Below are 13,133 nucleotides of genomic sequence, written 5' to 3' on the forward strand. Positions count from 1 at the left end.
TGGTTTCAAGGGTGATCAATGATGTTGATTTTTCTGTTTCGAGGTTCGTTTTCTCAAAGAGCAGATTTTTTCACAAAATATTATAGGCAATAATGGGGAACGTGAAAATAGGTATTTGTTACAATTTGTTAGCTTCCTTGTTCCGCTACCTATACATTCCCCTTTCCCTTTTTATTCAATCCAGTCTTCAGTTAGTCGCTCGGTTCATGATAAAAAATTGGTATCGCTGAGCGATGGCGACTTATCTTGTGGCGTAGCCTGTTGCTGTTTCGTCCAGATCAGGTCTTCGATACCACATTGCGGTACATATTCGTGAACAGCCAGCAGCAGCAGATTGCGTAGCGCCTCGAAATTGAAGTTAATACATGCAAGATCCATTTCTTCCAAGATCTTTTTCAAATCTTGCCAAGGTACTTCGGACTCTTCTGCCCGCATAATGAGGGGATGCTCAGTGCCTTCTACATTGCCCCCAATCAATAACTCTTCATAGAGCTTTTCTCCGGGCCGCAGACCTACATGCTGTATTTCGATGCCGTCTGGGGCCGACTTGCTCTTCACTTCCAGGCCACTCAAATGGATCATGCGTTCAGCCAGATCCATGATCTTCACCGGTTCGCCCATGTCAAGAACGAACACATCGCCGCCGGTGCCCATTGCGCCGGCCTGCAGGACAAGTTGGGCGGCCTCTGGAATGGTCATGAAATAGCGTGTGATTTCCGGATGCGTCAGCGTGATGGGACCACCGGCCTCAATCTGCCGGCGGAACAATGGAACGACGGAACCCGACGAGCCCAGGACATTGCCAAAACGCACCATGCAAAAGCGCGTGGAGTTCTGTTCGCGTGTAAAGGCCTGCAAAATGAGTTCTGCGAGGCGCTTGGTCGTGCCCATCACATTGGTTGGGCGTACTGCTTTGTCCGTGGAAATCAGGACAAAATATTTGACATGAGCCGCCATCGCCGCCTTGGCAATACTGAGCGTGCCGAAAACATTGTTACGTACTCCCTCAATGGGGTTATGTTCTACCAACGGCACATGTTTGTAGGCCGCCGCATGATACAGCGTCTCCACCGAGAAGGACTGCAAGATGCGCTGACATTTTTCGGTATCGAGCACGCTGCCGAGGAAGGGGAGTATGTCGACACCCAACTCATATCCCTCATTGATGCTTTTTAACTCCTGCTTGATGGAATAAAGAGCAAATTCGGACATGTCCAGCAAGACGAGGCGCGCAGGTTTCAATCGGATGATCTGGCGACACAGTTCGGAGCCGATGGAGCCACCTGCGCCCGTTACCATGATGGATTTTCCGATAATGCAACTGGATATCAGCGACAGATCGGGCGATACTTGGTCACGGCCCAGTAAATCTTCAATCTCGATGTCGCGGACATCTTGCACACGCAACTCGCCGCTGACCAAGCTTTCAACGGGCGGGGTGACCTTGATCTTCACTTTTAAGTGTTCAAGGCTATTGAGGATTTTTTTCTGCTCGCCTTTATTCAAGGCAGGCATGGCCAGCAGTATCTCGTTCACACCATATTTTTCGATCACGTCGGCAAGCGCATCGGAGGGATGTACTTTGATGCCAGAAATAGTTGCATCCCGCATTTCTTTCATATCATCGATGAACGCCACTGGCAGATACTCGCGGCCAGCACGCAAGGCGCTGGCCAATTGCACACCCGCTTTGCCTGCGCCATAGATGGCCACGCGAGTATGGCGACGTCCCATTTGGTGCAGCAGCACACCCCGTGCAAGAAAGCGGCTGGCCACGACGTAGGTCAATGCACTCACCCAGTAAATGCCAAATACGCCGCGCGAGATGCCTGCCATATGCGTCAATAGCCCAGCCAATGCCAGTAAAACGGCGACCGACAGCGTGACACCAAAAACGACTACATACACGATTTTCTGATCGATGAAGCGTATGACGGCGCGGTACAGGCCAGTTTTGATAAAGATGGGGATGGCGACGATGGGTGCCGCAACGATGATCCAGAAATAGCTGAGGAACAAGTTCAGGTTAACGACATCGTAGCGAAAAATAATTGCCAGACAAAAGGTCAGTGGCAGGAATATCAAATCAGCTGTAACAGCAATCAGCTGTTTTTTAAAGCGTGACAAATCAATAATTAATTTCATTTTGACGAATAATTACTTTAGAAAGAATAAGGGCCGCGGTAGTTTTGCTGCATACCGTTGTAATGTTGTAAAAATAATACTGTTTTCAACGCAAAACTCATCAATGCGTGACGCCATCACGGCGTACTACCTTGAGTGCCGTCAGGACGATAATTTTCAAGTCGAATAAAAAGGACTGCTGCTGCATATAGGCCAGATCTAGTTTGACCTTTTCTGGGATCGGCAATTCGTCGCGGCCATTGATCTGTGCCCAGCCGGTCAGGCCGGGCAGTATGCGGTCGATGCCGTATTCTGTCCGTAACGCGATCAAATCCTGTTGGTTGAACAGGGCGGGACGGGGGCCGACAAAGCTCATGTCGCCGCGCAGAATGCTCCACAATTGCGGTAACTCGTCAAGGCTGGACTTTCGCAGGAAGGAGCCTATCGGCGTGAGGAATTGCCCGGGATTACTTAGCAAGTGCGTTGCTACGGCAGGTGTGTCTATACGCATCGTACGGAACTTTGGCATGCGGAAGATCTTGTTGCGCACCCCAACCCGGTCCGACCAGTAAATGGCTTGTCCCGGGGAGGTCAGCTTGACGAGCATGGCGACGATGAGAATAGGGACGGCAAAGGCCAGCAGCAACACGGCCGAAAGGGCGAAATCAAATAGTCTTTTCATTGGCGTATTTTTATTGTTTTGAAGTAAAAGAAGTCACCGTATTATTGATGGCGTCCTGCATCGTATAGGGTGGCTGCCAGTTCAACGTGCGTTTGGTATCGCTCACATCAACCTGCAAGGAGTCAAGCAACCGACTCGCATCCATCGATTTTCCTGCCAGGCGCGCCAGTGCCGCAATCAGGCTGGGAGGAATGGGGATCAGCCAAATATGTTTTTTCATGCCGCTTGCCAACATGCGCAGTAACTGTGCAATGCTGACATCGTGGTCATCAGACACAAGGAATATTTTGCCCGCTGCCTGTGCATGCCATGTGCTGAGCGCAATCAAATCAACAAAATTCTCCAGTGCAACCATACTGCGGGCATTGTGTACGGCGCCAAACGGTAATGGTACACCGCGCTGTACCAAACGCATCAAACGTTCGAAATTAGCGCGCACGCCAGGCCCATAGATTAGCGGTGGACGCAGAATCACGATTTCCATGCCTGTTTCGCGCCCAATGGCCAGCAGGGCTTGTTCGGCTTCGTGTTTTGACGTGCCGTAGGGGTCTTGTGGATTCGCAGTATCACTGGCCCGGAAAGGGCGTCCAGGAAGTGTCTGCTCGCCATTCACCTTTAACGAACTGATGAAGATGAATCTGCGGATGCCGGCATCTGCCGCCTGGCGGGCCACATTGATGCTGCCTTGTACGTTAGTACGACGAAATTCGTCCGCAGGAGACGCTGCCGTTTCTTGCATGACATGGACTCTGGCAGCAAGATGAATGACGACCTCCACACCGCTGAGCGCCGCGCGCCAGTCCTGTGTTTCAAGCGCGTCGCCGCACTGGAAGAACAACATGTTTGGCGTCGCGCATGGGATGTGGCTGCGTGCCGCACACACCACACGCGTTCCGGCCTGTGCGCCAAGGTGTTGTGTCAGTGCCCTGCCGACAAAGCCCGATGCACCCGTCACGAGAAAACTGCGGGGATTAAAAGATGTTTGCATAGCCGCTCGAAATTCTGTCCCATGTATACAATTGATCCGCCAATTGTTTCATCTGCTGCCCCAAGAGCATCAGTTTGGCCTCATCCAGGTTGTTCAGCAGTTCAGTTAATTCTGCTGACGTATCAAAAAAGCAAGCCTGCTGATTGGTTGTTTCGCGGTTGAAGATGCAACCATAGGCAAGCACTGGCAAGCCAAGGCTCATCGCTTCGACCAAGGATGGATTGGTGCCGCCGGCGCTGTGGCCGTGGACATACACTTGGCAGGCAGCGCGTAGCTGATTGAGGATAGTGTGATCGTAGATTGGGTCGAGTAAATGTAAATGAGTAATGCCGGCATATTTTTGCCGTAATTGCGTGCCATATTCGCTATTGTCCCAGTTTCCCACAATGACAAGATCCATCGTGGGCGCGCTGGCGAATGCCTCGATAATCATGTCGATATTGTTTTCAGGTTCGATACGGCATACTTTAAATGCGTATTTCAAGCGATCGAGTCCGTACGCTGCCAAAATGGCATCATCCCGCTGTGGACGTACGGCATGGTCACCACCGTAGGCGATCAATGCACTATCGCGTCCATATTGCGTTTTGACATAATCTTGAATCGCTTTGTTGTCGGTCACGACCTGGTCGGCATAGCGTACGGCGGCCGATTCCGATAGTTTCAGGAACCATTTGGCAAAACCGCTCCATTTGGCGCGGCGCCACTCCAGGCCATCAATATTGATGACAAATTTTTTGCGCGATATGAGTTTCAGCACAGGCATAAAGACGCAGCCGGACACCCCCAAGACCACGATCGTATCGGCATAACGGATAGCTTTCAGTATCGACCACAGGTCATAGATGATGCTTTGCATGCCGTTGGCATCGAGGTTGATGTAGACCAGCTTGGCGCCATTATAGGTTGCCAGTTTCTCCGGGTATTTTTCGGCGCAGCAATACACGGTGAAATCGAAGGAGGAGGACAAGCGCGACGTCAGGTGGTCGACAAGTGTTTCCCATCCTCCATATTTTGCTGGCAATCCGACGGAACCTACGATAGCGATTTTTTTCATATTAATGTAAACCTGTTTTTTTTGTTGCAAGAAAACTTGAGAAATAGCCTAACACGATGTAACAGAATACGGATTCATTGCTGAAAATACCGCAGATGACCATATTGGACAGTAATAGTCCTGCGATGCTGCCAAGTATCATGACTCTGCCACGGGGATCGACACAGTGCTTGGCACGCTTGAATATTTTTACCAGGAAAGTGAGATAACACAGCATGCCGATCAATCCACTCTTGATCAAAATGTAAAGATAACCATTGTGCATCCAGGGAATTTCCGAATACTCTCCACCACCCAGCACGACTGAAAAATCCAAATGCACCAAGGCGCCAAACCCACCACCAAATACTTTATTGATAAAATTATAATTTTTAAATTCATTAAATGCGGCAAAAATCTCGTAGGCACGATAACTGGTGCCCATGTCTTCCTGAGTCCAATCGTCATTGAAATGCAATTCAGATATGGCTTTATGCAGAGTCTCGCCAATTAAATCATACAAGCCAAAAGCTCCCGCGATGAGTGCGGCGATGACAAAAAAGGCGATGGCGCGCCACATTATTTTGGTGTCCAATATTTTCTTTCCGGATAGAAAAAAAAATGCCGCCAGAATAATTACATAAGTGCGTGAAAATTGTGCGAGGAAGACGGCGTGTACGGCAATAAACCAGGGGTTATGCAAGAGATTCCGCCAGGATTTTCGTTTTTCATACAGCAGCACGATACAGTAAACCAGCAAGAAGCTGCCAGGGCTGACAAAATCACGTATCTCCAATACTCCTATGAATCCCATTTCATACCAGAAGAAACATAGAAGCAATAGGAAAATAACGCAGTATATTTTTGAGTAGCCAAAAATCAACGCCCGAATATTTCCGCCTTGCTTGAAAAACCTTTTACCTGCCAAAAAATAAATGTATGGAATGAGAAAGAATAAAATATCCCGCACCGCATCGGCGAGATGGTTTTTCCACGCAAAAAGAATACCAATGACGCATGGTAAAAGCAAATAAAATTCGAGCTTTTCCCCACGATAGCGCCGGATCTTTTTTACGGGCAGAAAAATATAGAGTCCCATCAGGAACAGGCTGCCCAGCTTGAGATAGTTAGAACTGAAAAAGAGACCAAGCACAGACAGCAGGAGTCCCCAGAATAGGAATTGCGGCGGCTCACCGATCCGACGTGGCGTATGGATTATTTTACTGATTAACAAACTATTTCCCGTTATATTGGAAGGGCACGTCTTATGATTGGGCCAGTGCGTTGCGCTTTATTGTAATTTTTGCATGACGCTTCTGAGCGCCTGCGAAAATTTTTCTTTTGAAAAATTGTCCGCTCTGCGACGTGCGGCTTCCGACATGGATTCGCACAGGGCCGTATCGTCTGCCAGGGTGAGCGTTCTTTGCTTTAACATGGCGAAGTCACGTGAATCGACTAGAAAACCTTCTTGCATATCGTGAACCAGTTCTGCAGGTCCGCCCACTGGCGGTACCAGTACCGGTATGCCAAATGCCATTCCTTCCAGCACCGTGAGGCCGAATGTTTCAATCCAGCTGTCGATGCGCGAGAGATTGAACAGGACGCCGGCGCGTTGGTAAAACATGGCCGGATTGTCCGTGCGAGGATAAACTCGCAGGTTAGCCGTGACGGGTTTATTGGCGAAATATTGATCGATGGCTGCCTGGTCATCATTGACAACCAGTTCAAATTGCACATCCGCACGGTCGGCAAGCGCAGCGGCAAGCGCCACCATTTCTGGTACGCCCTTATAGTCGCGCAGCGAAGCCAGCATCAGCACCGTAAATATGCCGTCGTGGCGCGCCTGATAGACGGCTTGTGCAGCGATTGCCGTGAAGTCGTCATCAAGCGCATTGTAGATTTGTACGGACGGCACGCCAGCGATGGGCAAGGCCTCCGCATGCGACTTTGAAACATAAATGTTATAGGCAGAGCTGATGTGCGCGATAGTGCATAAAAATACGCGCAACGGCTTCGGTTCTATCGAAATCTCATGCACGTGATAGATGACCTTACGTCCGGTGAGCTTGCCATACAGTGCGCCGCCGAATGGAAGCAGGGTATTCACATAGATAACGGCATCCTTGGCAATCTGTCGCTCGCATAGCAAGGAAAACAGCAGAAATAGCTGGCTGAGTATCAGATTGCACAGGGTAATGATACGAAACTGTGAGCGGTGGTACCAATAGCGGCGGATGGGAATACCGCACTTTTCCAGCACGCCGCGGCCCTGGGAGCCGACAAACAGCATGGCGCGCGCAGGATCGTCCACCAATGCCTTGATCGTTCCGCGCAGGACGCGTGGACTGCCCGACGCATCATTTAACAAATGACAAAAAATCAGGTCGACTTTGGCGTGGTCCGCGCCAGGGATGGGAATAGCTTGTGTCATGCGATGAGTGATTTCAGTTTACGCGCAGGAATACCGCCATATACGGCATTGCCTTCATATTCTCCCGCCGTGACGACCGCACCAGCGGCGATCACGGTGTGGTCGCCGATACGTGCGCCGTCAAGTATGGTGGCTTTGGCGCCGATCCAGCAGTTTTTCCCGATGTGTATGCCTTGCTGGGTAACGCCTTGCAGGCGTATAGGGATATCAAGGCGTTCGAAATTATGGTTTTCGGAATGCATGCTGACAAAATTTCCCAGTATCGTATCATCGCCAATGCTGATGCCACCCGCACAACCCAGGAAACTGAAGGAACCAATGCCGACATTATTGCCCGCAGAAAAACCTATGCCTAAGGTGGCCAGCGAACCCGTACATTCAATGGAGGCCCCCCGCCCCAGGGAGAAATTGTTACCCAGCCTGATGCCATCGCGCGACAGGGCATCTACATAGCATCCGGAAGCGAATTTAATGAAGCGACCCGTACTGATTTTCGATGAACACAAAATCTCGGCTTGCTTGCCGATAAAAATACGCGCATTCATTCGCCGGAAGACGAGCACGCCCCGCAGGAGGTCAATGACCTTAGCCGAGAAAAAACGCAGCAGGTAGGAGCGAGGCACGTCCGGATCGATGGCGAATTTTTCCTTCCTCGCCCGTGAGGCCAGTGCCGAGAAAAAATCACTCATGTGATACCTTTTCGTAGAGGTCGCGCACCTGGCGAAGGCTGATATCCCAATGTAATTCCTTTTGGCGGAGCAGGACATTGGTCTTCATGAGGTCGACGGTGGCGTGGTTATCGAGACAGAAGGTTATATGTTGTGCCAATTGTTCGACGATTTCTTCCAGCGTATTGACGCGCACTTTGAAGCCTGTTTCTGCCGTTATCAGGTCGTGCGCGCCAAATTGGTCCAGAGCAATACTTGGCAAGCCCATTTCAAACGCTTCCAGCAAGACAGTCGGATTGCTGTCCATGATCGAGGGCATGATGTGCACATCTGCTTCGCGCATGATGCGCAGCACGTCCTCGCGCTGGACCTGGCCATGCCAGACTATCTGCTTGTCCAGCTCGGATGCCACGGCCCTGGCCTGCAGCATGGATTTGATCGGTCCGTCACCGATCACGTGCAAGCACCAGTCTGAACGGGACGGCAATTGATCGAGGGCACTGAGCAGCAGATTCAATGCCTTGCGCTCGTCGATGCTGCCGGCCCAGACGAACTGCACCTGGGCACCTGTAGGCTTGATCGCTTCCTTTATGTTCAGCACCGAATTTTCGCGGATGACCTGGCAATCCACATTGAGAAACCGCCTGAAATTGTCGCGGTCCGCCGAGGTGGCGCAAAAAACCGCCTTGGCAGCTGTTGCGGCATTCCTGACGCGTGCGGAATGCCGCAGAAAATACCGGTTTGTCCAGTTACGCAGCTTATTTCGCAGGTAATTTCCTTTGCTGAGGATGGGGAAAAAGATATCGTTTAAATCCGAACTCCCGCCCACCGGGCCCCATACATATGGCAGGTCGAGTTTCCACAAAAAACCCGGATGACGGAAACCTATGGTGTTCAACTGATGTACCAGGCTGTAGTCTTCATTTTTCTTCAACTTTTTTGCAGTTGCCAGTACTTGGCGTTGCCATAACATGTAAGAAAAGGAGAAAAACAGCGGCGTCACCGAACGGTTCATCCAGTCGAAGAGGCGCACCAGTGCATTCGGCTCGACGTAGACATACTTGACACCATCCGCAGGCTGGGATTGCAGATAGGCGAGCATGGCATCGCGATTGCCCATGCAGACTCCCGAGGTGCCGTACATGACGGTAATGTCATAGAATTCGCTTAACTTGGAAACAAAATTCCACCCCACGCCGAATTCCGAGCCTGAATAAGGAGAAATAGCGTAGGCAGCAATCAGTATCTTTTTCTTCTGCGAAATTTTGGAAGTCATGATTTTATTTTTTATAAAGGTATTGCTGAACGTACTTCAATGTGGCTGCGATCCGGTTACCGGGAAACGAGCAGCCACAGACGCAATGCCAGCCTGCTAAAATGGTAAAACGGAAAGATTGGCAATTCCGTCAGGCCGTGTTCACGGCGCAGGCGGTCCCGGTCAAGCTCGATATTCCAGAAGCTTTTATATTGTTTTATCGTGGTCAACGCATAGAGTTGTGCATAAATGCGCAACAGCGAAGGTGGCGCCTTGACATGCTGTTCAAGGCTCCTGCGTAATTGCAGATTTTTTGCGATAAAACCTTCTCCGGTACTCGGGTTGGCGGTTTCATTTTCATGAATGCGGTAATAAGCCAGGGTCTTGTTTAGCCTGCTAGCGCCAAAGCGCAGGAAATACATCGTGAAAAATACGTAGTCCGAACTGGGAAAGGCCGACGCTTTATAGCCACCGATCTCCATAGCATTGCTGCGCTTGAAAATGAGGCCGAGAGCGCTTGATGGCGCATCCATATACACGTGTGAAATGGGGATCGTGCTCAGGCGTGGCATCAGCCAGGTATTCTTGATATTTTTCAGCCCCTGTTTTACCGTGCTTTTGAGCTTTCTGGCAAAGTTTCCGCGATCATCCATGAAAATGGAACGACAATAGAGCATGCTAATTGCAGGTTTTTTCTCCAGCACTGAAAACATTTCGTCGACAAAGTTCGTATGTAATAAATCGTCGTCGTTGAGGATGGAAATCCATTCACCGCGCGCCAGTTCAATACAGCGGTTCCAATTGCCAAACATGCCCAGGTTCTCACTGTTGCGGAACAGGCGTAGACGAGCATCGCCAAATTGACGAACCAGTTCGTCGATTTGCTCGCTCATCGAGTGATCGTTGTCCACCACGACGATTTCGAAGTCGATATCGCTTGTCTGGGCCAGTACCGAACGAATCGCCTGTGCCAGCATGCCTGGTCGGCGATAGGTCGGGATCATGATGGACAGTGTTGGCATGATGTGCTTGCCACCATCAATGATGAGTGACGAAGGACGATCTGCACAAATGGCAAACTGGTCTTCAATATCAAGTATGTTCAAACGTTACACTTTCATTTGATGGTGCGAGGAGGGCGCAGGCGACGCTTTATTGCGATACAGTTCGAGCCAGACCATGTATGGCCATTTCCAATTGTTATAGATGAGTTGTACTGTAAATTGACTCGCAATAAGCCACGTCAGACCCATTCCTCCAAAACGCAGGCCTAGCCACGAGAGCGTAACAATAGCCACCCCAGAAATGAGTGCTGGTTTGACAAATGGCACACGGTTACCGGTGACAATGACGCTGGCGGCCAATGAATGGTTCAATTCCAGCAGGACCATGATCCCAACCCATATCAGTAGCGGGAATGCTAACAGTCCGGTTTGACCGCCGATCCATTTAATCATGGCCGGGCCAAAACACACCAGGATGACCGCGCCACAGAGAAAGATCCCGAGTGCATAGCCGATGCCTAGCTGAATTGTATGACGCAGGCCCTCGGGTTCATTGGCAACACGGTATTGCGCAAGTTTAGGTTGCTGGATATTGAACAAAACCATCGACATATTTTGCAAGACGGAATAGACCTGCAGCGTCAATGCATACGCGGCGGTGGTGGCCAAGCCCAGATAGGCTGACGATAGCAGGGTATTGGCTCTTAGTATCAGGAAGGCGCCGATAACCCCAAGGCCCATGCGCCAGGCGTTATGCCAGAGAATGCCGAAAAGATCACGCGTGGAGATGCTGGAGGCCGGTGCCTGATGCAGGGCTGCCTGGAAAGACTGGTCGTGAAAATAATACCAGCTGAGCCAGCGTCCGATGAGCGCCGAAACAAGGTATCCCAAAGCCACCGCCAGTAAGGTCAGTCCGCATTGCAAAAGTATGGCCGTGACAATCACGAAGCCGAGATTGGACAGAGCACTCGATTTGTAGAAGGCGGAATACAGGCCGCGTCCTTGCAGCAAGGGCGTATAGTATTTGTAATACAGATTGATTACTGTAGCGACAACAAACACACCCCAGGCAAGCAATACTTCTTGCGCGGCGATCTGCCCTTGCGATACATGCACGATGTACCAGCTACCCAGGGTGGCCAGCAAGACGAAGGCGCAGCCGGCCAATACCATGAAGATGTGCCGTGCTGCGTGAATGATGGCGTTGAACAGGCTATAGTCGACAGGGGAAGGTGTGCTCAGCACCTCGAAACCATCTTTGAGCAGGCGTTTCGCGCCGCCCAGGACATAACTGACATTGCGCGCAAGCGTGGGCGTGAATCCGAGGTCGAGCATCGTCACCAGAGCCGATATCGTCATGAAGACATACCAGATGCCTAGCTCGGCACTACTCAGTTTTCTCAGTAATAATGGCAGAATCAGCAAAGCTGCTCCGTACTGCAAAAACTGAGACAGATAGCCCCAGAGCATGTCTTTTTTCATTTACTCGGCCCGATCAGCAAGCCGTCGATGAGGGGGGCGGCTTCCATGCGTGCGATCCCTTGCTGCAACGTAATATGTGGCTGCCAACCTGGCAGGCGTGGCTGATGTGTACACGGTTGCATGGTTTCACGTGGACGGTAGGGAAGGCCACCCCATTCGATCTGCAGGTCTTTGCCTACGACGGCGCCGTACACCTGCACCAGATCTTTCAATGTCAGACGTTCGGGGTTGCTGACGGCATAGCATTCCGCTGCGCCAATCGAGGGGAGGCGGTGCATGGCCAAAAGGTAGGCATCGAGGACGTCATCGATGTACACGAGGTCGAGCAGTTGCTCTCCCGGCGACATGCGCAGGTTGACGCCGTTGCGGGCCGTCTTGCGCAACAGGCTGAACAATTTTGCACGGGTATCGCCGGGGCCGTAAGTGTCGAACAGCTTCAATGTGATGGCCTGAAAACCATGCGCCGATACATAATAAGCCAACAAATCCTCAAATGCTTGTTTGGTCGCCGCATACAGGTTAACGGGGTTGTATGCAGCGTCCTCAAAGTGCTGCCAGGAGGTGCCGGTATTAATCAGGCGACGCAGGCCCAGCTGTTGCATGGCCTCAAGCAACTGTGTCGGCATGCCGAGATTTGACTCGATCAGGCGGCTCACATCTTCCGGTTTATGCTGTGCCAGGAACAAGGAGGCAACGTGACACACGACGTCTGGCTGAGTTTGCGCCAGTGCCGCATATAAGGAGAGATAGCTGCCATCATGGATATGCACGCTAATCTTTGGTAAAGCGTCATGCAATACGCTGAGATCAGAGTGCTGACGTACCAGGATTGCAACCTCGTGATTATCGCCAAGCAGACGTTTGACCAGCTGACTGCCTATAAAACCGGTAGCGCCAGTAAGAAATACTTTCACGGAACATTTCCTATTAAAACGGAGAAATGAAATCGGCAAAGACGCCGTGCTGCTCATCGCGCGCCGACAGGAGCGGTCGCGTCACTTGCCAATCGAATCCGAAGCTGTCCCAGTGGATGCCGCAGTCGGCAGACGGGGTGTGCACCGTACTGGTCTTGTACAGCATCAACGCTTCCTCTGTGAGCGCCACAAAACCATGGGCGATTCCTTTGGGAATAAAGACCATCAGGCCGTTTTCTCCAGACAGGTCGACGGAAGCTACTTTGCCGTAACTTGGTCCTTTTCGCAGGTCTAGCAGCACATCGCGGACGGCGCCGCGGGTACAGTAAACCAACTTGTCATGATCGTGCGGTGGCAGCTGAAAGTGCATGCCGCGAATGACGTCCTGGCGTGAAATAGAATAGAACTCCTCTTGGATATCCAGATTGGCACCTAAGCTTTTACAGATACCTTCATGATAGGTTTTAACAAAGGTGCCACGCGCATCTTCAAAGCGGCTAGGCTCAAGCAAAAAACAGGCGGGAAGGAGTTCTTTTAGTAGTTTCATAA

General features: G+C 50.9%; 12 protein-coding genes. All 12 read right to left on the reverse strand.

The features are described from left to right. Positions 1-204: 204 nt before the first annotated feature. The gene (locus ACP7DW_RS03260; protein WP_426053433.1) at positions 205-2,145 is read right to left on the reverse strand and encodes a polysaccharide biosynthesis protein; all 1,941 of its coding nucleotides are present in this window, start codon (positions 2,143-2,145) and stop codon (positions 205-207) included. A gap of 100 nt (positions 2,146-2,245) precedes the next feature. Next, on the reverse strand, positions 2,246-2,806 hold the full coding sequence (locus ACP7DW_RS03265; RefSeq protein WP_426053432.1) for a sugar transferase: 561 nt from the start codon (positions 2,804-2,806) through the stop codon (positions 2,246-2,248). 10 nt (positions 2,807-2,816) lie between these two features. Beyond that, a complete protein-coding gene (locus ACP7DW_RS03270) occupies positions 2,817-3,794 on the reverse strand; it encodes a UDP-glucose 4-epimerase family protein (RefSeq protein ID WP_426053431.1) in 978 nt (325 codons plus the stop codon). Next, positions 3,778-4,851, reverse strand: coding sequence for a DUF1972 domain-containing protein (locus ACP7DW_RS03275; protein WP_426053430.1), 1,074 nt, complete (start codon positions 4,849-4,851; stop codon positions 3,778-3,780). The genes ACP7DW_RS03270 and ACP7DW_RS03275 overlap by 17 nt, the downstream gene beginning before the upstream one ends. 1 nt (position 4,852) lies before the next feature. Further along, positions 4,853-6,064, reverse strand: coding sequence for an O-antigen ligase family protein (locus ACP7DW_RS03280; protein WP_426053429.1), 1,212 nt, complete (start codon positions 6,062-6,064; stop codon positions 4,853-4,855). Between the two features lie 57 nt (positions 6,065-6,121). Next, positions 6,122-7,261 carry a glycosyltransferase family 4 protein gene (locus tag ACP7DW_RS03285; protein WP_426053428.1) on the reverse strand — a complete coding sequence of 380 codons (1,140 nt, stop codon included), beginning with the start codon at positions 7,259-7,261 and terminating at the stop codon, positions 6,122-6,124. After that, positions 7,258-7,950: an acyltransferase gene (locus ACP7DW_RS03290; protein ID WP_426053427.1), complete on the reverse strand. Its 693-nt coding sequence runs from the start codon at positions 7,948-7,950 to the stop codon at positions 7,258-7,260. The genes ACP7DW_RS03285 and ACP7DW_RS03290 overlap by 4 nt, the downstream gene beginning before the upstream one ends. Next, on the reverse strand, positions 7,943-9,205 hold the full coding sequence (locus ACP7DW_RS03295; RefSeq protein WP_426053426.1) for a glycosyltransferase family 4 protein: 1,263 nt from the start codon (positions 9,203-9,205) through the stop codon (positions 7,943-7,945). Before ACP7DW_RS03295 ends, ACP7DW_RS03290 begins: the two co-directional genes overlap by 8 nt. A 56-nt stretch (positions 9,206-9,261) precedes the next feature. Beyond that, complete coding sequence (locus tag ACP7DW_RS03300) at positions 9,262-10,290, reverse strand: glycosyltransferase family 2 protein (RefSeq protein ID WP_426053425.1); 1,029 nt, start codon at positions 10,288-10,290, stop codon at positions 9,262-9,264. Between the two features lie 3 nt (positions 10,291-10,293). Further along, positions 10,294-11,670 (reverse strand): O-unit flippase-like protein, encoded by a 1,377-nt coding sequence (wzx, locus tag ACP7DW_RS03305; RefSeq protein WP_426053424.1) that lies wholly within the window; start codon positions 11,668-11,670, stop codon positions 10,294-10,296. Then, a complete protein-coding gene (locus ACP7DW_RS03310; RefSeq protein WP_426053423.1) occupies positions 11,667-12,584 on the reverse strand; it encodes an NAD-dependent epimerase/dehydratase family protein in 918 nt (305 codons plus the stop codon). Before ACP7DW_RS03310 ends, wzx begins: the two co-directional genes overlap by 4 nt. Before the next feature lie 13 nt (positions 12,585-12,597). After that, the gene (locus ACP7DW_RS03315) at positions 12,598-13,131 is read right to left on the reverse strand and encodes a dTDP-4-dehydrorhamnose 3,5-epimerase family protein (protein WP_426053422.1); all 534 of its coding nucleotides are present in this window, start codon (positions 13,129-13,131) and stop codon (positions 12,598-12,600) included. Positions 13,132-13,133 lie beyond the last annotated feature (2 nt).

This window comes from Janthinobacterium sp. PSRC1-1, from assembly GCF_049897525.1.
Taxonomy (GTDB): Bacteria; Pseudomonadota; Gammaproteobacteria; order Burkholderiales; family Burkholderiaceae_D; genus Janthinobacterium; species Janthinobacterium tructae.

Excerpts from the sequence above, each read along its gene's own strand:
- ACP7DW_RS03260 (WP_426053433.1), bottom strand. The coding sequence starts at position 2,145 with ATGAAATTAATTATTGATTTGTCACGCTTTAAAAAACAGCTGATTGCT.
- ACP7DW_RS03265 (WP_426053432.1), bottom strand. The coding sequence starts at position 2,806 with ATGAAAAGACTATTTGATTTCGCCCTTTCGGCCGTGTTGCTGCTGGCC.
- ACP7DW_RS03270 (WP_426053431.1), bottom strand. The coding sequence starts at position 3,794 with ATGCAAACATCTTTTAATCCCCGCAGTTTTCTCGTGACGGGTGCATCG.
- ACP7DW_RS03275 (WP_426053430.1), bottom strand. The coding sequence starts at position 4,851 with ATGAAAAAAATCGCTATCGTAGGTTCCGTCGGATTGCCAGCAAAATAT.
- ACP7DW_RS03285 (WP_426053428.1), bottom strand. The coding sequence starts at position 7,261 with ATGACACAAGCTATTCCCATCCCTGGCGCGGACCACGCCAAAGTCGAC.
- ACP7DW_RS03290 (WP_426053427.1), bottom strand. The coding sequence starts at position 7,950 with ATGAGTGATTTTTTCTCGGCACTGGCCTCACGGGCGAGGAAGGAAAAA.
- ACP7DW_RS03295 (WP_426053426.1), bottom strand. The coding sequence starts at position 9,205 with ATGACTTCCAAAATTTCGCAGAAGAAAAAGATACTGATTGCTGCCTAC.
- wzx (WP_426053424.1), bottom strand. The coding sequence starts at position 11,670 with ATGAAAAAAGACATGCTCTGGGGCTATCTGTCTCAGTTTTTGCAGTAC.
- ACP7DW_RS03315 (WP_426053422.1), bottom strand. The coding sequence starts at position 13,131 with ATGAAACTACTAAAAGAACTCCTTCCCGCCTGTTTTTTGCTTGAGCCT.